The following is a 19,896-nucleotide window of genomic DNA, read 5'->3' as shown; positions in this document are numbered from 1 at the left end:
ACGAAGCCTCGCGCCTTCTCCCGCCCCGCGTCCGGGGCTTCGAGGCCGCTCCATGCTCACGCCCTTTCACCGCGTTTCGGCCTTTTACGCCGTGCTGTTCATGGGCTCCTCGGCGCAGACGGCCTTCTGGCCGCTCTGGCTGCAGGCGCGGGGCCTGAGCGAAGCCGCCGTGGGGACGCTCATCGCCACGAGCTTTCTGGCCCGTCCGCTCTTCACGCTCGGGACGCCCATGATCGCCGACCGCTTCGACGCCCCGCGCCGCACGCTGAGCTTCGCGCTGCTGGGCGTGGCGGCGGCGATCATGGCTCAGGGGCTCCTGAGCGGAGGGGCCATGATGGTCGCCTATGTGGTCGCGGCGGCCATGCTGGCGGGAGTCTATCCGCTCTGCGAATCGCTGGCCCATGCGGCGGCCCGGCGCGAGGGCTTCCTCTACGGCGTGGCGCGCAGCTTCGGTTCGGCGGCCTTCATCCTGGCCAATCTGGTCTGCGGCTTCATGATGGAGGCCTGGGGGCCCTGGGCGCCCTATTTCTGGAGCCTCGCGCTGCTGGGACTGGCCTCGGCGGCGGCGGTGACGGCCTTTCCCAAGCCGCCCCCCGCGCCGGAGAGGCCCAAAGGCTTCCTCAAGGAGGCCTTCGCCCTGCTCAGGCGCCCGCCCTTTCCGCTCTTCGCCCTGGGGGCGGCGCTGGTCCAGGCCAGCCACGCCATCTATTACGCCTATGGCTCGATCCACTGGCGGGAGATCGGCTATGGCGAAGGCGTGATCGGCACGCTCTGGGCCCTGGGCGTGATGGGCGAGATCCTGTTCTTCCTGCTGATCGACCGCTATTCGCCGCGGAGTTCTCCGGCGGCTCTGCTGGCTCTGGCGGGCGCGGGGGCGGCGCTGCGCTGGGGGATCACGGCGACGAATCCGCATCTGGCGCTTCTGGGCCCCCTGCAGCTTCTGCATGGCTTCAGCTTCGGGGCGGCGCATATCGCGGCCATGCGCTTCATCGCCGGACACGCCCCCGCGCGCATGGCGGGGACGCTGCAAGGCTTCTATTCGGCCCTGTTCATCGCCTCCTGCATGGGGGCCGCGAGCTTCGGCGCCGCCTGGCTCTATCCGCGCTTCGGGGCCGCGAGCTATCTGGCGAGCATGGCCATGGGGATCGGCGGGCTGATCCTCGCCGGGATGCTCTGGATGCGGGAGCGCAGGACGGGTTAGGAGGTCGTGCGGGTGCGGCGGACGGCGTCGCGCCAGCCGGCGTATCTGCGGTCGCGGAGTTCGGCGCTCATGTGGGGCTCGAAACGGCGCTCCAGAGCCCATTCCCGCGCGAAGGCCTCCTGATCCGGCGCGACGCCCGCCTGAGAGCCCGCCAGCCAGGCCGCCCCCAGAGCCGTCGTCTCCAGCGCGTGAGGCCGGTCCACGGGCGCGTCGAGCATGTCGGAGAGGAACTGCATCGCCCAGTCGTTGGCCGCCATGCCCCCGTCCACGCGCAGCACGGATTCGGCGGCTTCGGGCCAGTCGGCGCGCATGGCCTCCCAGAGGTCGCGCGTCTGGTAGCCCACCGACTCCAGAGCCGCGCGGGCGAACTCGGCCGGGCCGGAGTTGCGCGTCAGGCCGAAGATCGCGCCCCGGGCCTCGGCGTCCCACCAGGGCGCGCCGAGCCCCGTGAAGGCGGGCACGAGATAGAGATCCTGCTCCGGATCGGCCGCCTCGGCCAGAGCCTGGGTCTCGGAGGAGGACCGGATGATCTTCAATCCGTCGCGCAGCCATTGCGCCACCGCCCCCGCCACGAAGATCGAACCTTCCAGAGCATAGGTCGTCCGGCCCTTCAGCCGCAGGGCGATGGTCGTCAGGAGGCGGTTGCGCGAAAAGGCGGGAGTCTCGCCGGTGTTCAGCAGCGCGAAGCAGCCGGTCCCGTAGGTGGATTTCATCATGCCCGCCCGGAAGCAGGCCTGGCCTATGGCGGCGGCCTGCTGGTCTCCGGCCACGCCGAGGATCGGGATCGCCGAGCCGAACAAGGCTGGATCCGTCGCGCCGTAATCATCGGCGCAATCCTTGACCTCCGGCAGCAGGGCCATGGGCACCCCGAGCAGACGGCAGAGATCTTCGTCCCAGGCGTTGCGGCGGATGTCGTAGAGCATGGTTCTTGAGGCGTTGGTGGCGTCGGTGGCGTGGAGGCGGCCGCCGGTCAGATTCCAGATCAGCCAGCTGTCGATGGTGCCGAAGAGCAATTCGCCCTTTTCGGCGCGGCTGCGGGCGCCCTCGACGTGATCGAGGATCCAGGCCGCCTTGAGCGCCGAGAAATAGGGATCGAGCAACAGGCCCGTCCGGGCGGAGATCATCCCCTCGACGCCTTCGGCCCGCAGAGCCGCGCAACGCTCGGCCACGCGGCGATCCTGCCAGACGAGCGCCCGGTGGATGGGCTTGCCGGTGGCGCGCTCCCAGATGACGACCGTCTCGCGCTGGTTCGTGACTCCGAGGGCGGCGGGGGCCGGGGAGCCCTTCAGAGCGTCGCGGATGGCCTGAAGCGTGGTCGCCCAGATTTCTTCGGCGTCATGCTCGACCCATCCGGAATGAGGGAAATGCTGCGCGAATTCATGTTGGCCCGTCCGGATGGGGCGCAGCTTGTCGTCGAAGAGAATCGCGCGGCTCGACGTGGTGCCCTGATCCACCGCCAGAACGGCCATGGCTTCCTCCTCCCTGGTTTTTGGTTGGAGGAAGCATAACCGAGGCCGCCCCTCCGCCAAGAGGCTTTTGGGGCGGAGGAGACGGAACGCGGGTCACCCCCCGTCCAGACGCCGCCTCAGGCTGAGGAGGTCGCGCCAGGCCAGAGCCTTCATCGCCGGAGCCCGCAGCAGAAAGGCCGGATGAAACAAGGGCAAGGCCGGAAGCTCGCGGCCCTCGACCTGCACGAGGCTCCATGTCCCGCGCAGGCGCATGATGCCCGTCTCGGTGCGGAGCAGGGCCTTGGTCGGGGTGCCCCCCGCCAGAAGCAGGATCTCCGGCCTGGCCAGAGCGATCTGACGCTCCAGCGCCGGACGAAAGACCTCGACCTCCGCCAGACTCGGCGTGCGGTTCCCCGGAGGCCGGAAAGGCAGGATGTTGCCGAGATAAAAGGCCTCCTTGGGGTCGCTTTTGCTCCGGTCGAGACCTATGGCCGCCAGCATCTTGTCGAGCAATTGCCCCGAGCGCCCCACGAAGGGCTTTCCAAGCCGGTCCTCGTCGGCGCCGGGAGCCTCGCCCACCACCATCAGCCGCGCCCCGCGCAGGCCGTCCTCGAAGACCGCCCGCCGCGCGCCCGCCCGCAAGGGATGCTGGAACGCCTCCAGCACGGCCTTCAGCGCGTCGAGATCGGGCGCCTTGCGCGCCGCCGAAGCCAGAGAAGCCGCCGCCGCCTCCTGAGGGTCCGGCGCGACGGGCGCAGCCGCCGGAGCAGGCGCGGGCCTCGCCGCGGGGCGCGCCCGAGGCTGCGCCGCGGAAGCCGCCGGAGGAGCGCCGCTCTTCAGGCGCGGCGCCTCGCGCAGAGCCTCGGCGTAACGATCCTGCGGCGCCTCGGCCAGAGTCTCGTCCACGCCCAGTTCGGCCAGCCAGCCGAGGGCGGCCTTCAGCGTCTCGCGAGACAGAGGGCGGGTCTGAGTCATGGCTCAAGGATAATCCCCCCGCCTTCCCGCGTCGAGAACCGAGACGAAACGCCCTCCCCGAAAGGCGAGGCCCCGCTTGCGCCTTCCCCCGCCCGAGTCTACAAGAGCGCCGCCGCCGCAAGGCGGCCCGCTCTCTCACATCCGCGCAAAGATCGTCCGAAGATCAAGAGGCCCTCATGTCCCGGCTCGTGCTGAAGTTCGGCGGCACCTCCGTCGCCACCCCCGACCGCATCCGTCAGGCCGCGCTTCATGTGAAACGCGAAGTGGACGCCGGGCATCAGGTGGCCGTGGTGGTCTCGGCCATGGCGGGCGAGACGAACAGGCTGGTCGACTACGTGCGCGGGATCTCGCCGCTCTACGACGCCCGCGAATACGACACGGTCGTCGCGGCGGGCGAACAGGTCACCTCGGGACTCATGGCCCTCACCCTCCAGGAGCTGGGCGTGCCCGCCCGCAGCTGGCAGGGATGGCAGATCCCCATCCGCACCACCGGAGCCCACGGCGTGGCCCGCATCGAGTCCATCGATCCGGCGAACCTCCTGAAGAAGTTCGACGAAGGCCTGCATGCGGTGGTCTCGGGCTTCCAGGGGATCGGCCCCGACAACCGCGTCTCGACCCTCGGGCGCGGCGGCTCCGACACCAGCGCCGTGGCCGTGGCCGCCGCCATCGGCGCCGAACGCTGCGACATCTACACCGACGTGGACGGAGTCTACACCACCGATCCGCGCATCGAATCCGCCGCCCGCAAGATCGAACGCATCTCCTTCGAGGAGATGCTGGAGATGGCCTCGCTCGGGGCCAAGGTGCTTCAGACGCGCTCGGTCGAGCTGGCCATGCGCAACAAGGTCCGGCTGCATGTGCGCTCGACCTTCGAACCCGCCGACGCGGCCACTCCGGGCACGCTCGTCTGCGCCGAGGAGGAAGTCATGGAGAACAAACCGGTGACCGGCGTCGCCTTCTCGCGCGACGAGGCCAAGCTCACGCTGCACGGGATCCCCGACAAGCCGGGAGTCGCCGCCGCGATCTTCGCCGCCATCGCGGACGCGGGCGTCAACGTCGACATGATCGTCCAGGACGTCTCGGCCCAGGGCCGCACGGACATGACCTTCACCGTCGGCCTCGCCGAGGTGGACCGCGCTCTGGCCGCCCTCCAGAAGGCCCGCCCCCAGATCGACTATCAGGAGATCCTCACCGACCGCGAGGTGGCCAAGGTCTCCATCGTGGGCGTGGGCATGCGCAGCCACGCCGGAGTCGCCAAGACCATGTTCGCCGCTCTGGCGAAAGAGAACGTCAACATCCAGGTGGTCACCACCTCGGAGATCAAGATCTCCGTGCTGATCGACCGCAAGTATCTGGAGCTGGCCGTGCGGACGCTCCACAAGGCCTTCAACCTCGAAGCCGCCTGAGGGCGTTCACGAAAGGACGGGCGCATGACGGGCTCCGATCAGGCCCGCGAGCCGGAAGGACGCAGCGCCCCCGGGGCGGCGGGAGGCGAAGGCCTCCGCCGCGAGGGGACGGCCTTCCTGTTCCTGCGCCAGCTGCGCGAAACCCTGACCTCCGGCGCCTCCGCCCAGGAGCGGCTCGACGCCTTCGTCAAGCGGATCGCCGGACATTTCGTGGCCGAAGTCTGCTCCTTCTACGCCCTGCGCGGCTCGGAGATCCTCGAACTCTACGCCACCGAGGGCCTGAACCCCGATTCGGTGCGGCGGGCGCAATTGCGCGTCGGCGAGGGGCTGGTGGGGCTGATCGCCCGCGAGCGGGTGATCGTCAACGCCCCCGAGGCCCGCGAACATCCCGCCTTCCGCTATCTGCCCGAAACCCGCGAAGAGGACTTCAGCTCCTTCCTCGGGGTGCCGGTGAAGAGCGGCATGCGTCTGCGGGGCGTGCTGGTGGTGCAGAACCGCGTCGCGCGGCGCTACACCGAGGACGAGATCGCCGCCCTCGAAACCTTCGCCGCCGTGCTGGCCGAAACCGCCGAGCCGGCGGGGCTGCTGCCGCGCGGAGGCCGCAAGGCGCCGCTGCATCTGCACGGGACTCCCGCCGCCGAGGGCGTGGCCATCGGGGTGGCCGCCCTGCGCGAACCGCCCTACAGCCTGCCCAATCCGGTGGCTCAGGACGCGGCCGCGGAGCAGCATCGTCTGCGCGAGGCCATGGAGTCGCTGCGCGGCGACCTCGACCGCCTGCTGGAGAGCGAAGCCGCCCAGGCTCACGACGCCCCCCGCGACGTGCTGGAGGCCTTCCGGCTCTTCGCCCAGGACAAAAGCTGGATGCGCCGCATCGAACAGGGCGTGGCCGCCGGACTCACCGCCGAGGCCGCCGTGGATCAGGCCCGCGCCGACACCCGGGCCAAGCTGGCGCGGGTCTCCGACCCCTACATCCGGGCGCGCTTCGACGATCTCGACGATCTGGCGGAAAGGCTCATCCGCAAGCTGCTGGGCGTGCGCGAGATCGATCCCGAGGATCTGCCGGAAAACGCCATCCTCATCGCGCGGGCGCTCGGGCCGGGCGAGCTGCTCGATTACGGCCGCGAGCGCCTCAAGGGCGTGGTGCTGGAGGAGGGGTCTTCGGGCGCCCATGCGGCCATCGTGGCCAAATCCCTCGGGATTCCCATGGTCGTCCAGGCGCGGGGCGCTCTGGAGAGCGTCGAGCAGGGCGATCCGGTCATCGTCAGCGGCGATCAGGGCCAGGTCCATCTGCGGCCTCATCCCGACGTGCTCGCCGCCTTCCGCGACAAGATCGCCCTCAAGGAGCAGGAGCGCGCCGCCTTCGCCCCCTGGCGGCGTCTGCCCGCCGTGAGCCTCGACGGGCGGAGGATCCGGCTCTTCATGAACGCGGGCATCCTCGCGGATCTGCCGAGCCTGCGCGATTCCGGCGCCGAGGGCGTCGGGCTGCTGCGCACCGAGCTTCAGTTCTTCATCCGCGCCCGGCTGCCGCGCCGCTCCGATCAGGAGGCCTTCTATCGCGCGATCCTGAAATCCTCGGCGGGCAAGCGGGTCGTCTTCCGCACGCTGGACGTGGGCTCGGACAAGGTGCTGCCCTATCTCAACCTCCAGACCCGCCGCGAGGAGAATCCGGCGCTCGGCTGGCGGGCTCTGCGGGTGGGGCTGGATCGGCCCGCGCTGCTCAAGATGCAGCTTCAGTCTCTGGTGCGCGCCGCCGAGGGCGGGCCTCTGGCGGTGATGTTCCCCATGGTCGCCGAGCGCGAGGAGTTCCAGCGCGCCAAGGCCCTGCTCATGCGCGAGATCGAGCGGCTCGCCGAGGCCGGGACGCCCCGTCCCTCGAAGCTGGAGGTCGGCGCCATGATGGAGACGCCCTCCCTCGCCTATGCGCATGACGACTTCCTGCGCGAGGTGGATTTCCTCTCCATCGGCGGGAACGACCTGGCGCAGTTCTTCTTCGCCGCCGACCGCGGCAACGACCGCGTGGCCTGGCGCTACGGCGTGCTCAAGCCGAGCTTCCTGCGCTTCATCCGCGAGATCTGCGGACGCTGCTCCGCCCTCGACCTGCCCTTGTCCTTCTGCGGCGAGGCCGCCGCCAGGCCGGTGGCGGCGGTGGCGCTCGCGGCGCTGGGGGTGGAGACGCTGTCGATGCGTCCGGCCTCCATCGCGGCGGTGAAGAAGGCCATCCGCAGCGTGAACCTCGGCGAGGCGCGGGAGATCATCGACGCCGCCCTCGCCCGCGACGCCTATCCCGAACCCGAACTGGCCGCGCTTCTGGCGCGTCGCTGATTCCCGATTCCTGAGGAAGACATCCCATGGCCGACCGCCTTCAGACCCTGCGCAGCCTGATCGAAGCCGCTTGGGAGCGCCGCGCCGAGATCAGGATCTCGGCGACGGAAGCCGAACTCCGCGCCGCCGTCGAGGAGACGCTCGCGGGACTGGACGCGGGCGCCCTGCGCGCCGCCGAACAGGACGCGGCGGGGAAATGGAACGCCAACGAATGGGTGAAGAAGGCGGTTCTGCTCTCCTTCCGCCTCAACGACATGGAGATCGTCCCCGGCGGTCCCGGCGGCGCGGTCTGGTGGGACAAGGTGCCCTCGAAATTCGCCGGATGGACCGAAAAGGAGTTCCGCGCGGCGGGCTTCCGGGCGGTTCCGGGCTGCGTGGTGCGCCGCTCGGCCTATGTCGCGCCGGGGGCGGTGCTCATGCCGAGCTTCGTGAACATCGGCGCGCGGGTGGGCGAGAACACCATGGTCGACACCTGGGCGACGGTGGGCTCCTGCGCGCAGATCGGCGCGAACGTGCATCTGTCGGGCGGCGTCGGGATCGGCGGCGTGCTGGAGCCCCTTCAGGCCGCGCCCGTGGTGATCGAGGACGATTGCTTCATCGGCGCCCGCTCCGAGGTGGTCGAGGGCGTGGTGGTGCGCAAGGGCTCGGTGCTGTCGATGGGCGTCTTCATCAGCGCCTCGACGAAGATCGTCGACCGCGCGACGGGCGAGATCTTCATCGGCGAGGTTCCGCCCTATTCGGTGGTGGTGCCCGGCTCCCTGCCCGGCAAGCCCCTGCCCGACGGCTCGCCCGGCCCGAGCCTCTCCTGCGCGGTGATCGTCAAGCGCGTGGACGCCCAGACCCGCGCCAAGACCGCCGTGAACGAACTCCTGCGGGATTGACGCCCGGGTGGATTTCCGGATCTCGCCAGTTTGAGTCCATAAATTCCGGTGCTCCCCCTCTTCGCAGGGGGAGTTTTTCATGTTTCCGCACAGCTCAAAGATACAACTTGACAAAAATAATTATTTATTCATGAATCATTATGGTTGAAGAAATATCAATTATTCACGGAGAGGGATATGAACAAGATCTTCGCGACCATGATTTTCATGATGGCTGTCCCTTCAACCGTTTTCGCACAATCGGCGAGCAGTGTGCGAGTCGGCGAGATCGTCTGCATCGACCGCCTCGGCCCCATCAATATCGTCGGCAAGGTCGTCTCTGTGGATCTCGCTGGCGATCGCGTCAGGCTCAGCGCTTCCAGCGGCGACGAGAAATGGCATGCAGGTCGCAAGCTCATCAACCTCACGAAATGCCGCGCGAGCAAACAAGCCGCCGCTTGGGCCCTGCGGCAAGGCGCGAAGATCATTGAGGCGGAATAGTCCGGAGGCCTCTGCGACGAGGTTGACCACGCGAAAGACGCCTGCGCGTTCAACCGGCTCGAAAGCTTGAAGACCCGCGCCCTTCGCGGCTAAATGCGCGGCGACGGCGCCCTTCTTGCGTCGTCCAGCCCCGCCCTCCGAGAAAGGACGATCCATGACCGCCCGTCTCCGCCTTCCGATCCTCCTGGCCGCCGCGCTCGGCGTCGCGGCCTCCGCCCTGACTCCCGCGCCCGCCGCCGCCCAGCGTCTGCCCGACGGCGACGAGCGCGACCAGATCGAGCGCCGCCTCCGCGAACTGGCCTTCATGTCCTGGCGCGACATCGTGCTCTCCGCCAACGGCGCCGAATGGACCGTCGAGGACGCCTACATGGAGGACGGCACCAAATACGACCTGCGTCTGGAGACGCGCCACCTCGGCCTGATCGAGCAGCGCCCCGATTTCTGACGCCGCCGCGCAGGCCGGACGGGGCGCCTTCCGGGGCGCCCTTTTTCCGGATCGACTTGCAATCCCCAGGACATGACGGCAGGATTCCTCCCTCTTGAAGAGGGGAAATCCATGCGCATGATCCTGTTTCCGGGAATCCTGATGCTTCTCCCGGGCGCCGCGCCCTCCTCCAGCCAGGGAGGGGACCTTGTCGCCTCCCTCGCGTTCGCCTGCCTGATCGGCTTCCTCGGCCTGCGCATGATCCTCCTCTTCGGCCCCTCAGAGGAAGAAGAGGACGACGACGCGAAAAGCGGCGACGCAGACGCAGCCGACGGCCACGACGGCGGAGACGGAGGCGGCGGAGAGGGCGGCGGCGGCGGCGGAGACTGACCACCCCGGAGCGCGCCCGGCCAGAGCGCGTCTAGAGCGCGTCCCTCAGGCGGTGCCAGAGCATCCCCAGCGCCAGGGCCGGATTGGCGAAGCGCGAGCCGCCCGGCAATCTCCAGAGCGGCAGCTTCTCGAAGAGGTCCAGCCGCTCGCCCGATCCGGCGATGGCCTGAGCCACGATCTCCGCGCCGATGTGGCTGACGTTCAGCCCATGGCCCGAATAGCCCTGAAGATAATAGACCTCGCCCTCGACGCGCCCGAATTGCGGCGCCCGGGTGAAGGTGACGCCGATGGCGCCGCCCCATGCGAAATCGATCTTCAGCGCCGCCAGCTGCGGATAGGTCGCGATCATGCGCGGACGGATCTTCTCCGCCACGTTCTTCAGAGGCATGTTGGCGTAATCGCAGCGCCCGCCGTAGAGCATCCGTCCATCCGCCGAGGGCCGCCAGTAATCGAGGATGGTCAGGGTGTCATGGGCGGAAAGCCCCCTGGGCGCGGTCCAGGCGAGCACGTCGGGATCCAGCGGCTCGGTGGCGATGATGTAGCTGCCCGCCGGAATGATCGCGCCGTCCAGCTTCCCCGGAAGCAGATGATGCAGCGCGTCGCCCGCCAGAACCACGGCGCCCGCCGTCACGCGGCCTTTGGCCGTGACCACGACGGGCTTGCGTCCGGCCCTGGCGTCGCCGGGCAGGATGTCCAGAGCCTCGGAGCCTTCGCAGATCCTCACCCCGAGGGATTCCGCCGCCGCCGCCTCGCCGAGCGCCAGCTTCAGCGGATTCAGATAGCCGTTGCGCATGTCCACGACGCCGCCATGAAAGCGCTCGGAGCCGATTTCGGCGGGCATGTCCTTCTTCGCCACGAAGCGCAGCCCGGCTTCGGCGGCGTGAGCCTCCATTCCCCGCGCATGGGAGGGCTTGGCGGCGCATTCGATGTGGCCGTCCCGCCAGTCGCAGTCGATGGCGTATGTCGCGCGGCGCGCGGCGATGATCTCCTGACCGCGGTAGCGCAGGGCGTCGAGGGTCTCCTGGCCGACGACCTTCGCCATGCCCGGCTCCTTGAGGAAGCCGCCCTGGACCTGTCCGCCGTTGCGCCCCGAGGCGCCCCAGCCCACGCGCTGCGCCTCCAGCAGGATCACGCTGCGTCCGCGCTCGGCCATTTCGATCGCGACGTTCAGTCCGGAGAAGCCCGCCCCGATCACGCAGACGTCGGCCGAGGCCTCGCCGGAGAAGACGGGGCGCTCCGGAACCGGCGAGACCGTGGCTGCGTAAAGGGAAGGAGCGTGCGGCTCGGGCATGGGCGGGGCCTCCTGAAGAAAACCTGGGCCCGCCCGGATCCGCTCCGGACGGGGTCTCATGTCTCGCCGGACGCGGCGACGATCAGATGACGCGCAGATACCAGCCCCAGTCGCGGTCGGAGACCTCGGCGTGGAAGAGCTGCTCCTCGATCCGCTTGGCCCTCAGATAGAGGTTGATGAAGTCCTCGCCGAGATAATCCGGAATGATCTGGGCGTCGTCCAGCGCGTTGAGCGCCTCGCGCCAGCGCAGCGGCATCGGCGGCGGAGCCCCGCCCCGACGGCCCGTCGCGATGGCCGGACCAGGGTCGAGGCGCTGCGACAATCCGTGATGCGCCCCCGCCAGAACCGCCGCCAGAGCCAGATAGGGACAGGCGTCGGCGCCCGAGACGCGATGCTCGAAACGGGCGTCCGAATCTCCCGACAGAGGCACGCGCACCGCCACCGAACGATGATTCACGCCCCAGTTGGGCCCCCAGGGCGCGAAGGCGCCCGGCTGGAGCCGCCGGTAGCTGTTGGCGTTGGGCGCGAAGAAGGCCATGGCCTCGGACATGGTCTCCAGCATGCCGCCGATGGCGTGTTTCAGCGCCACCTCGCCCTCGATGCCCGAGAAGATGTTGCGGCCCTTGCGGTCGAGCACGCTCATGTGGATGTGCATGCCCGAGCCGGTGCCCTCGGAGAAGGGCTTGGCCATGTAGCTCGCGATGAGGCCGCGCTTGCGCGCCAGAGCCTTCACCGCCCGCTTCAGATACATGGCGTCGTCGCAGGCCTTCACCGGATCGTCGACGTGCTGGAGATTGGCCTCGAACTGCCCGTCTCCATATTCGCAGAGGATGGTCGTGATCGGAATGTCCTGGATCTCGCAGACGTCCTCCAGCTCGTCGAGGAAGTCGGCGGCGTCGTAGAGCACGTCCATGTTGTAGCATTGCGCGCCCTCGAAGGGCACGCCGCCGCGCGGCGGAGTCAGGGGACGGGGCGGATCCTGGCTCGCGTCCACGAGATAGAACTCGTACTCCAGCGCCACCACCGGCCGCAGCTCCATCAGCCGGAAGGGCTCCAGCGCCTGATGCAGCACCCGCGCCGGATCGCCGAGCCAGGGCTTGCCGTCCGGGCCATGGGCGCGGACGATCACCTGAGCCGTCGGGCGCTTCTCCCAGGGGATGATGCGCAGACTCCCCGGCACCGGGAAGAAGACGCCGTCCGGGTCGCCCCCGAGCGGATCTTCGAGCACCTCGCGCGGAGTCTCGCCATGCGCGTTCAGCAGCATCGCCGAAAGCGGGAAGTTGGCTCCGGAATCGCCCATCTTCGCGAGCGACTTGAAGGGATACTGCTTGCCCCGCCAGACGCCGCCGATGTCGGAGAAGAGCACCTCCACCACGTCGACTCCGGGATTCGCCGCAGCGAAGGCTTCCACCTCATCGGCGAAGCTCATGTCGTTCCTCCTCATGATAGCGATTGGGGGCCGGCCCTCAGGCGCGCGGCCTCGTCCGGACGGCGTCGATCACGGAATCGGGAAAGGCGGCGCCGGGTCCGGCGGATCGCCCGAAGGCGCGCTGGACGTCCTCCCCGTCGGGGGCGCCGGAAGACGCAGCCCCGGACAGGGCCTGCGCCGGGACCCGACCGCCCATGGGGTCAGGGTCGGGCTCGGCGAAGCTGCGCCCGGAGGCCGCCTTCCGGAAGCGGCCGCCGATCGAAGCCTGGCGGCCAGGCCGCGCATCCGAAGTCTGGCGGCCAAGCCGCAAATCAGGAGCTCGCGTCGCCCTTGCGACGCGGTCGTCTTTCTGCGTTCTGGTCATGATCTTCTCCGGATCCAAGCCTAGCGGGAGATTTCGCAGGCTGTCAATCGGGGCGCCTTCCGCCTGCGGAAGTTCTTCCGCGCCCCGCCGGAGCCCCTTCGGGAAGGCTTGACGCGGCTCCGCGCCCATGTTCACATTTTCGTCAGGGCCCCGCGCTCAGGATCCGCCGCCGCGCATGACCTTGTGAGATTTTCGCAGTTGGCTCTTGCGCGCGTCGCGATTTGCGCGTTCCCTGAACGTCGTGGCGAGGCTTCGCCGCAAAAGCCCTCCGGCCTTCGGGTCGGGACCACGGTTCTCTTTGAGGAGATGCCCGCAGATGCGTCTTTCTTCGCTCAGCGTCGCCGCCCTGACGGCCCTGATCGCCCTCCCGGCCGCCGCCCAGGAGGAGCCCAAGCGCCTCAACGTCTACAACTGGTCCGACTACATCGCCGAGGACACCGTCGCGAAATTCACCGAGGAGACCGGCATCCAGGTCACCTACGACGTCTTCGACTCGAACGACGTGCTGGAGGCCAAGCTCCTGGCCGGCTCCTCGGGCTACGACATCGTCGTCCCGACCGGCAACTTCCTCGCGCGCCAGATCCAGGCGGGCGTCTTCCGCGAGTTCGAGAAGGACAAGATGCCCAGCCTGCAGGGCGTCGATCCGGTCCTCGCCGAGCGCGTCGCCAAATACGACCCCGACAACAAGTTCTCGGCCATCTACCTCTGGGGCACCAACGGCATCGGCTACAATGTCCAGAAGGTGAAGGAGATCCTCGGCGAGGACTTCGAGCTCAACACCTTCGACCTGCTCTTCAAGCCCGAGGTCGTCAGCAAGCTCGCCGCCTGCGGCGTGACGCTGCTCGACGCCGCGCCGGACACCTTCCCCGTCGCGCTGAACTACCTCGGCCTGCCCCATGACAGCTTCGAGCGCGCCGATCTCGACAAGGCCGCCGCGCTGCTCAAGAGCGTGCAGCCGCACATCAAGTATTTCCACAGCTCGCAATACATCAACGACCTCGCCAACGGCGAGATCTGCGTGGCCTACGGCTGGTCGGGCGACATCCTCCAGGCCCGCGACCGCGCCGAAGAGGCCGGACGCGGCGTCGAGATCGGCTACGTCATCCCGAAGGAAGGCTCGATCCTCTGGTTCGACCTGATGACCATCACCAGGGACGCCGTGCATCCGCAGAACGCCCAGAAGTTCATCGACTTCATCCTGCGGCCGGACATCATCGCGGGCATCTCCAACTACGTCCATTACGCCAACGCCGTCCCGGCCTCCGAGGAGCTGATCGACGAGAGCGTCCGCGCGGACGAAGGCGTCTATCCGCCCCCCGAGGTCATGGAGAAGACCTTCGGTTCGCCGATCTATCCGCCGAACGTGGACCGGATCATCAACCGCATGTGGACCGAGATCCGCACCGGCCGCTGATCCGGAGATCCCGCGCCGCCCGGCCGAGGGGACCGGGCGGAGCTCTCGCGCCTCCCCGCTCCCGAGGGCGGGGCGGCGCTCCGGCCCGCAGCGCCACAGAAAAGCGCCACAGAGGGGAGAACGCGGAGCATGAGCCTCGCCCAGAAACCCAAGGTTCCGGGGGCCGCCGCGCGCGCGCCATGGGCCGATCCCGACGCCAAGCCTTTCATCCGCATCAGGAACGTCACGAAGAAGTTCGGCGACTTCGTCGCGGTGAACAACGTCTCCCTCGACATCTACCGTTCGGAGCTGTTCTGTCTGCTGGGCGGTTCGGGCTCGGGGAAGTCCACGCTGCTGCGCATGCTGGCGGGATTCGAGCAGCCCACCTCCGGCGCCATCGAGATCGAGGGCCAGGACATGGCGGGGGCTCCGCCCTACGACCGCCCCGTGAACATGATGTTCCAGTCCTACGCCCTGTTTCCGCACATGAGCGTGGCCGACAACGTCGCCTACGGCCTCAAGCAGGACGGCGTCCCGCGCGCCGAACGCGACGAACGCGTCGCCGAGATGCTCCGCATGGTCAAGCTGGAGCCCTACGGCAAGCGCAGGCCCCATCAGCTCTCGGGCGGCCAGAGACAGCGCGTGGCGCTGGCCCGCGCCCTCGCCAAGCGCCCCAAGCTGCTGCTCCTCGACGAGCCGCTGGGCGCGCTGGATAAAAAGCTCCGCGAGGAGACGCAATTCGAGCTGGTCGGAATCCAGGAGAAGCTCGGCACCACCTTCATCGTGGTCACCCACGACCAGGAGGAGGCCATGACCCTCGCGACGCGCATCGGCGTCATGAATCAGGGCCAGATCACCCAGGTCGGCGAGCCGCGCGAGATCTACGAATATCCGCGCAGCCGCTTCGTCGCGAACTTCATCGGCGACGTGAACATGTTCGAGGGCCGCATCCTCGTCGACGGCGTGGACCACGCCGTGATCGACTCCGAGGAGGCCGGCGCGCGCATCCGCATCGGCTACGCCGTGCCCGGCCGCGAGGGCGATCCCATCGCGGTGGCCGTGCGGCCCGAGAAGATCCTCATGGGCCGCGAGCGCCCCGCCGAAACGGAGAACGTGCTCTCCGGCGTGGTCGAGGACATCTCCTATCTGGGCGGGCTCTCGCATTACCGCATCCGGCTGCCGAGCGGAAAGCGGGTGCGCATCACCCAGACCAACCGCGACCGCCATGAAGACCCCATCACCTGGGAAGAGCCCGTCTTCCTCTCCTGGGAGACGCCCAGCGGCGTCGCGTTGTCGTCATGAGCGCGCCGGACCTCGCGGGCGCAGGGACGGCGATGGCCGCCCCCGAACCCTGGGCGCAACGCCTCGCCCCGACGCTCCACCGGCTCGGCGTGACGAAGGGCGCCGAAACGCGCGGCGCCGTCGCCCTGATCGGTCTGGGGCTGGCCTGGCTGGTCTTCGCGGTCATGCTCTTCTCGAACAAGGGCGTGGGCTTCGGCACCATCATCTACGCGATTCTCGGGCTGGGTCTGGCGCTCTGGCTGCTGCGCGTCCTCACCGACGGGCGGCGGCTGGTGATCGCCCTGCCGATGATCTGGCTGCTGCTGTTCTTCCTCGCGCCCTTTCTGGTGGTGTTCAAGGTCTCGGTGGCCGAGCAGCTCATCGCGCAGCCGCCCTATTCGCCGCTCTTCACCTGGGCGGAGGGCAAGCTCCAGATCACCGCCCATCTGGAGAACTATCAGTTCCTGCTCGAAGACCGCTTCTACATCGACGCCTATCTGACCTCGATCCGGATCGCGGCGATCTCGACGATCCTCTGCCTCTTCGTGGCCTATCCCATGGCCTACGCCATCGCGCGCAGCTCGCCCGCCTGGCGCAACACCCTGCTGATGCTCGTGATCCTGCCCTTCTGGACGAGCTTCCTGCTGCGCGTCTACGCCTGGATCGGCATCCTCAACAACAACGGCGTGATCAACAACTTCCTGATGTGGCTCGGCGTGATCGACGAGCCCATCGTGATGATGCAGACCAATTTCGCGGTCTATGTGGGCATCGTCTATTCCTATCTGCCGCTGATGATCCTGCCGCTCTACACCACCCTGGAGAAGCTCGACGGCACCTTGCTGGAGGCTTCGGCGGATCTCGGGGCGGGGCCCATCCGCAGCTTCCTCAGCATCACGCTGCCGCTGTCGCTGCCCGGAATCCTGGCGGGCTGTCTGCTGGTCTTCATTCCGGCGGTGGGCGAATACGTCATCCCCGCGCTGCTCGGCCCGAGCGACACGCTCATGATCGGCCGCGTGCTCTGGGACGAGTTCTTCACCGGACGCGCCTGGCCCATCGCTTCGGCGGTCGCCATCGCCATGCTGCTGTTTCTGGTGGCTCCGATCATGCTGTTCCGCAACGCGCAGGGCCAAACCGGGGAGGAACGCTGATGCGTAGCGGAAGTTTCCTGCTCATCGCCGCCAGTCTGGGCTTTCTGTTCCTCTATGCGCCCATCGTCTCGCTGGTGGTCTACAGCTTCAACGACTCGCGGCTGGTGACGGTCTGGGGCGGATTCACCACGAAATGGTACGGCGAGCTCTTCAAGGACGTCGCCCTGGTCAACGCCGCCCTCGTGAGCCTCAAGGTGGCGGTGATCGCCGCCACTCTGGCCACGATCCTCGGCACCATCGCGGGCTTCGTGCTCTCGCGCTTCGGGCGATTCAAGGGAAGGTTGCTCTTCACGGGCATGGTCACGGCGCCGCTCGTCATGCCCGAGGTCATCACGGGGCTCTCGCTGCTGCTGCTCTTCGTGGGGCTGGAGCAGGCCACCGGATGGCCCGCAGGACGCAGCGCCACCACGATCATCATCGCCCACACCACCTTCTGCCTCGCCTATGTGGCGGTGGTGGTGCAGTCGCGGCTGGCGGGCTTCGACCGCTCGCTCGAAGAGGCCGCGATGGATCTGGGCGCAAGACCGCTGAAGGTCTTCTTCTCGGTGACCTTGCCGATCATCGCTCCGGCGCTGATCTCGGGGTGGCTGCTGGCCTTCACGCTCTCGCTCGACGACGCGGTGATCGCGAGCTTCGTCTCGGGCCCCGGCTCGACCACCCTGCCCGTCGAGATCCTGTCTCGCGTGCGGCGCGGCGTGAGTCCGGTCATCAACGCGCTGGCCACGCTGATCATCGTGGTGGTGGCGGTGGGCTTCCTCATCGCGAGCCTGCTGATGATCCGCGCCGAGCGTCAGAGGCGGCGCGACGAACAGAAGGCCCTCGCGGGCAAATGACAGGAGCTTGCATGAGCTTCCAGAGAGGAGCGGCGTCGTGACTTCAGAAACCCATGGCGACCGCGCCTTCCGGGCCGGATCCCTGCTCGGCTCGGTTCCGGAGATGACCTATGGCGGGGCGCTGTCCTTTCTGCGCCGCCGCTTCACCCGCGACCTGACGGGCGCGGATGTGGTCGTGAGCGGGATCCCCTTCGATTCCTCCGTGACGAACCGTCCGGGCTGCCGTTTCGGGCCGCGGGCGTTGCGCGAGGCCTCGACGCAGCTGGCGGAGCTGAAGTCCTTTCCCTGGGGCTTCGACCCCTTCGCGACTCTGGCCGTGGCCGATTGGGGCGACCACTTCGTGGATCCCCATCACCCGACCGAGGTTCCCGCCCGCATCGAAGCCCATGCGGCGGAGCTGCTGGCCTCGGGCGCGAAGATGCTGACCTTCGGCGGCGATCACTTCGTGGCCTACCCGCTGCTCAGGGCCCATGCGCGGAAACATGGCCCGGTGGCGCTCGTGCAGTTCGACGCCCATTGCGACACCTGGCCCGACGATCCGGGCCGCCTCGACCACGGGACCATGTTCCTGCGGGCCGTCCGCGAGGGAATCGTGGACGCCGGGCATTCGGTCCAGGTGGGCTTGCGCACCTATAACGACTCGGATTTCGGCTTCGAGATCCTCAGCAGCCCGTGGATTCACCGCGAAGGCGTCGCCAGAACCATCGAGGCCGTCCGCGCGCGGGTGGGCGACAAACCCGTCTACGTCTCCTTCGACATCGACGTGCTGGATCCCGCCTTCGCGCCCGGAACCGGCACGCCAGTGCCCGGAGGACTCGCGAGCTGGCAGGCGCTGGAGCTGATGCGGGGTCTGCGCGGCCTGAACCTGATCGGCATGGATCTGGTGGAGGTCTCGCCCCCTTACGACCACGCCGAAATCACCGCCCTGGCGGGCGCGCACGTGGCCTATGAATGGCTCTGCCTGCAGGCTCTGGCCAAAGGCGCGACGCCCCGTCCGGTGGGGCGGCTCTAGATTTCAGATGCGCGGGACGGATGGAGGGCGCGAAGCCCTCCGCGCCGCGCCGAACCCTCGACCTGGCCGCCGGAGTCATCCGGCCTTCGCCGCAGCCTTCGGGCCGCGGCCCAAGGGTCGTTCCGAGCCCCGGGAGGAAGCTCACATGCTCACCAATCAGACCACCGCCCAATGGCGCGAACGCGACGCCGCCCATCACTGGCATCCGCAAAGCGACATGAAGGAGGTGAACGCTCATGGCTCGCGGATCATCACGCGGGCGGAAGGCGTCTACATCCACGATTCCGACGGCAACAAGATCCTCGACGGCATGGCCGGGCTCTGGTGCGTGATGGTCGGCTACGGCCGCAAGGAGATCCGCGACGCCGTCGCGAAGCAGATGGACGAGCTGCCCTATTACAATCTCTTCTTCCAGTGCTCCCATCCGCCCGCCACCCAGCTGGCCGAGAAGATCGCCAGCCTGACGCCGCCCGGCATGAGCAAGATCTTCTTCACCGGCTCGGGCTCCGAGTCGAACGACACGGCCTTGCGGCTGGTCCGCACCTATTGGGCCGTGCAGGGCAAGCCCGAAAAGACCATCATCATCGGCCGCCGCAACGGCTATCACGGCTCGACGCTGGCGGGCGTGACGCTCGGCGGCATGAAGGCCATGCACGAGCAGGGCGGGCCGCTCGTGCCCGACATCGCCCATATCGACCAGCCCTACTGGTATGACGAAGGCGGCGACCTCTCGCCGGAGGAATTCGGACTCAAGGCCGCGCGGGCGCTGGAAGCCGAAATCGACCGCCTCGGCGAGAACCGCGTGGCGGCCTTCATCGCCGAGCCCATCCAGGGCGCGGGCGGCGTGATCATCCCCCCCTCGACCTACTGGCCGGAGGTCAAGCGCATCCTCAGGGAGCGCGAGATCCTCTTCATCGCCGATGAGGTCATCTGCGGATTCGGCCGCACGGGCGAATGGTGGGGCTCGACCAGCTTCGACCTCCAGCCGGACGTGCTCTGCATGGCCAAGGGCCTGACCTCGGGTTATCTGCCCATGGGCGCGGTGGCGGTGGCCGATCACGTCTCCGAGACGATGTACGAGAAGGCCGGGGAGTTCACCCATGGCTTCACCTATTCGGGGCATCCGGCGGCCTGCGCGGCGGCCCTCGCCAACATCGCGATTCTCGAAGGCGAGGATCTCGTGGGCAAGGCCAGGCGCGAGCTCGCGCCTTATCTCAAGGAGAAATGGGGCGCCCTCGCGGATCACCCCGTGGTCGGCGACGCCTCCACCTTCGGCATGCTCGGCAAGCTGGAGCTGACGCCGGACAAGGCCAGCCGCAAGCGGTTCGCCAAGCCGGGCCGCATCGGCGGCTGGACGCGCAACCGCTCCATCGCCAATGGTCTGGTCATGCGGGCGGTGCGCGATTCCATGATCATCTCGCCGCCGCTCAGCATCACCAAAGCCGAGATCGACGAAATGGCCGCCAAGGCGCTCAAGACTCTGGACGAGCTTCATCGGCATGTGAAAGAAACGGGGGAAATCTAGAGCGTTTTCCCGCGAAGCCTCTTCAGCTTCGCGTCGTGAAGACGCGACCAGTTCGAAACTGAGAGCGTCGAACGGCCCAGCTTGGCCGGG

At 68.3% G+C, this 19,896-nt stretch carries 17 protein-coding genes; 13 read left to right on the top strand and 4 right to left on the bottom strand.

Annotated elements, in window-relative coordinates; genetic code table 11:
* The first annotated feature begins 52 nt into the window (after positions 1 to 52).
* On the top strand, positions 53 to 1,201 hold the full coding sequence (locus tag PHN62_RS11290) for an MFS transporter (RefSeq protein WP_300150502.1): 1,149 nt from the start codon (positions 53 to 55) through the stop codon (positions 1,199 to 1,201).
* Here the strand turns inward: PHN62_RS11290 and glpK are convergent.
* Both glpK and PHN62_RS11280 read right to left on the bottom strand, forming a co-directional pair.
* Positions 1,198 to 2,670 carry a glycerol kinase GlpK gene (gene glpK, locus PHN62_RS11285; RefSeq protein ID WP_300150499.1) on the bottom strand — a complete coding sequence of 491 codons (1,473 nt, stop codon included), beginning with the start codon at positions 2,668 to 2,670 and terminating at the stop codon, positions 1,198 to 1,200. The two genes, PHN62_RS11290 and glpK, sit on opposite strands and share 4 nt — an antisense overlap.
* A gap of 93 nt (positions 2,671 to 2,763) precedes the next feature.
* Positions 2,764 to 3,624: a uracil-DNA glycosylase gene (locus tag PHN62_RS11280; protein ID WP_300150497.1), complete on the bottom strand. Its 861-nt coding sequence runs from the start codon at positions 3,622 to 3,624 to the stop codon at positions 2,764 to 2,766.
* Positions 3,625 to 3,800: 176 nt separating this feature from the next.
* Between PHN62_RS11280 and PHN62_RS11275 the strand changes: the two genes are divergently transcribed.
* The 6 genes from PHN62_RS11275 (at position 3,801) to PHN62_RS11250 (ending at position 9,527) form a co-directional block, all read left to right on the top strand.
* A complete protein-coding gene (locus PHN62_RS11275) occupies positions 3,801 to 5,030 on the top strand; it encodes an aspartate kinase (protein ID WP_300150495.1) in 1,230 nt (409 codons plus the stop codon).
* 24 nt (positions 5,031 to 5,054) lie between these two features.
* Positions 5,055 to 7,352, top strand: a complete 2,298-nt coding sequence (gene ptsP / locus PHN62_RS11270) for a phosphoenolpyruvate--protein phosphotransferase (RefSeq protein WP_300150492.1) — start codon at positions 5,055 to 5,057, stop codon at positions 7,350 to 7,352.
* Positions 7,353 to 7,378: 26 nt separating this feature from the next.
* On the top strand, positions 7,379 to 8,233 hold the full coding sequence (gene dapD / locus PHN62_RS11265) for a 2,3,4,5-tetrahydropyridine-2,6-dicarboxylate N-succinyltransferase (RefSeq protein ID WP_300150489.1): 855 nt from the start codon (positions 7,379 to 7,381) through the stop codon (positions 8,231 to 8,233).
* Positions 8,234 to 8,410: 177 nt separating this feature from the next.
* Positions 8,411 to 8,713 carry a hypothetical protein gene (locus PHN62_RS11260; protein ID WP_300150487.1) on the top strand — a complete coding sequence of 101 codons (303 nt, stop codon included), beginning with the start codon at positions 8,411 to 8,413 and terminating at the stop codon, positions 8,711 to 8,713.
* A 154-nt stretch (positions 8,714 to 8,867) separates the two neighbouring features.
* A complete protein-coding gene (locus PHN62_RS11255; RefSeq protein ID WP_300150484.1) occupies positions 8,868 to 9,158 on the top strand; it encodes a hypothetical protein in 291 nt (96 codons plus the stop codon).
* 111 nt (positions 9,159 to 9,269) lie between these two features.
* Positions 9,270 to 9,527 carry a hypothetical protein gene (locus PHN62_RS11250; RefSeq protein WP_300150481.1) on the top strand — a complete coding sequence of 86 codons (258 nt, stop codon included), beginning with the start codon at positions 9,270 to 9,272 and terminating at the stop codon, positions 9,525 to 9,527.
* Positions 9,528 to 9,558: 31 nt separating this feature from the next.
* On the opposite strand, the gene PHN62_RS11245 is transcribed toward PHN62_RS11250, so the two are convergent.
* Complete coding sequence (locus PHN62_RS11245; RefSeq protein WP_300150478.1) at positions 9,559 to 10,818, bottom strand: FAD-binding oxidoreductase; 1,260 nt, start codon at positions 10,816 to 10,818, stop codon at positions 9,559 to 9,561.
* Between the two features lie 82 nt (positions 10,819 to 10,900).
* Positions 10,901 to 12,247, bottom strand: coding sequence for a glutamine synthetase family protein (locus PHN62_RS11240; protein WP_300150475.1), 1,347 nt, complete (start codon positions 12,245 to 12,247; stop codon positions 10,901 to 10,903).
* A 680-nt stretch (positions 12,248 to 12,927) separates the two neighbouring features.
* On the opposite strand from PHN62_RS11240, the gene PHN62_RS11235 reads away from it, so the two are divergent.
* From PHN62_RS11235 to PHN62_RS11210, 6 genes are all read left to right on the top strand, one after another.
* Positions 12,928 to 14,025 carry a polyamine ABC transporter substrate-binding protein gene (locus PHN62_RS11235; protein WP_300150473.1) on the top strand — a complete coding sequence of 366 codons (1,098 nt, stop codon included), beginning with the start codon at positions 12,928 to 12,930 and terminating at the stop codon, positions 14,023 to 14,025.
* 129 nt (positions 14,026 to 14,154) lie between these two features.
* Positions 14,155 to 15,306: an ABC transporter ATP-binding protein gene (locus tag PHN62_RS11230; RefSeq protein WP_300150470.1), complete on the top strand. Its 1,152-nt coding sequence runs from the start codon at positions 14,155 to 14,157 to the stop codon at positions 15,304 to 15,306.
* Between the two features lie 287 nt (positions 15,307 to 15,593).
* On the top strand, positions 15,594 to 16,436 hold the full coding sequence (locus PHN62_RS11225; protein WP_300150656.1) for an ABC transporter permease subunit: 843 nt from the start codon (positions 15,594 to 15,596) through the stop codon (positions 16,434 to 16,436).
* On the top strand, positions 16,436 to 17,269 hold the full coding sequence (locus PHN62_RS11220; protein WP_300150467.1) for an ABC transporter permease subunit: 834 nt from the start codon (positions 16,436 to 16,438) through the stop codon (positions 17,267 to 17,269). Before PHN62_RS11225 ends, PHN62_RS11220 begins: the two co-directional genes overlap by 1 nt.
* Before the next feature lie 37 nt (positions 17,270 to 17,306).
* Positions 17,307 to 18,281, top strand: coding sequence for an agmatinase (gene speB / locus PHN62_RS11215; RefSeq protein ID WP_300150465.1), 975 nt, complete (start codon positions 17,307 to 17,309; stop codon positions 18,279 to 18,281).
* Positions 18,282 to 18,426: 145 nt separating this feature from the next.
* Complete coding sequence (locus tag PHN62_RS11210) at positions 18,427 to 19,806, top strand: aspartate aminotransferase family protein (RefSeq protein WP_300150462.1); 1,380 nt, start codon at positions 18,427 to 18,429, stop codon at positions 19,804 to 19,806.
* Positions 19,807 to 19,896: the final 90 nt, after the last annotated feature.

It is taken from the genome of Neomegalonema sp. (assembly GCF_028688855.1).
In the GTDB taxonomy this organism is placed as follows: domain Bacteria; phylum Pseudomonadota; class Alphaproteobacteria; order Rhodobacterales; family Rhodobacteraceae; genus Neomegalonema.
This window is presented reverse-complemented; position numbering and strand designations above follow the sequence as displayed.

Bases quoted from the DNA above. Each gene is read 5' to 3' on its own strand.
- PHN62_RS11290 (WP_300150502.1), top strand. From the start codon at position 53: ATGCTCACGCCCTTTCACCGCGTTTCGGCCTTTTACGCCGTGCTGTTC.
- glpK (WP_300150499.1), bottom strand. From the start codon at position 2,670: ATGGCCGTTCTGGCGGTGGATCAGGGCACCACGTCGAGCCGCGCGATT.
- PHN62_RS11280 (WP_300150497.1), bottom strand. From the start codon at position 3,624: ATGACTCAGACCCGCCCTCTGTCTCGCGAGACGCTGAAGGCCGCCCTC.
- PHN62_RS11275 (WP_300150495.1), top strand. From the start codon at position 3,801: ATGTCCCGGCTCGTGCTGAAGTTCGGCGGCACCTCCGTCGCCACCCCC.
- ptsP (WP_300150492.1), top strand. From the start codon at position 5,055: ATGACGGGCTCCGATCAGGCCCGCGAGCCGGAAGGACGCAGCGCCCCC.
- dapD (WP_300150489.1), top strand. From the start codon at position 7,379: ATGGCCGACCGCCTTCAGACCCTGCGCAGCCTGATCGAAGCCGCTTGG.
- PHN62_RS11260 (WP_300150487.1), top strand. From the start codon at position 8,411: ATGAACAAGATCTTCGCGACCATGATTTTCATGATGGCTGTCCCTTCA.
- PHN62_RS11255 (WP_300150484.1), top strand. From the start codon at position 8,868: ATGACCGCCCGTCTCCGCCTTCCGATCCTCCTGGCCGCCGCGCTCGGC.
- PHN62_RS11250 (WP_300150481.1), top strand. From the start codon at position 9,270: ATGCGCATGATCCTGTTTCCGGGAATCCTGATGCTTCTCCCGGGCGCC.
- PHN62_RS11245 (WP_300150478.1), bottom strand. From the start codon at position 10,818: ATGCCCGAGCCGCACGCTCCTTCCCTTTACGCAGCCACGGTCTCGCCG.
- PHN62_RS11240 (WP_300150475.1), bottom strand. From the start codon at position 12,247: ATGAGCTTCGCCGATGAGGTGGAAGCCTTCGCTGCGGCGAATCCCGGA.
- PHN62_RS11235 (WP_300150473.1), top strand. From the start codon at position 12,928: ATGCGTCTTTCTTCGCTCAGCGTCGCCGCCCTGACGGCCCTGATCGCC.
- PHN62_RS11230 (WP_300150470.1), top strand. From the start codon at position 14,155: ATGAGCCTCGCCCAGAAACCCAAGGTTCCGGGGGCCGCCGCGCGCGCG.
- PHN62_RS11225 (WP_300150656.1), top strand. From the start codon at position 15,594: ATGATCTGGCTGCTGCTGTTCTTCCTCGCGCCCTTTCTGGTGGTGTTC.
- PHN62_RS11220 (WP_300150467.1), top strand. From the start codon at position 16,436: ATGCGTAGCGGAAGTTTCCTGCTCATCGCCGCCAGTCTGGGCTTTCTG.
- PHN62_RS11210 (WP_300150462.1), top strand. From the start codon at position 18,427: ATGCTCACCAATCAGACCACCGCCCAATGGCGCGAACGCGACGCCGCC.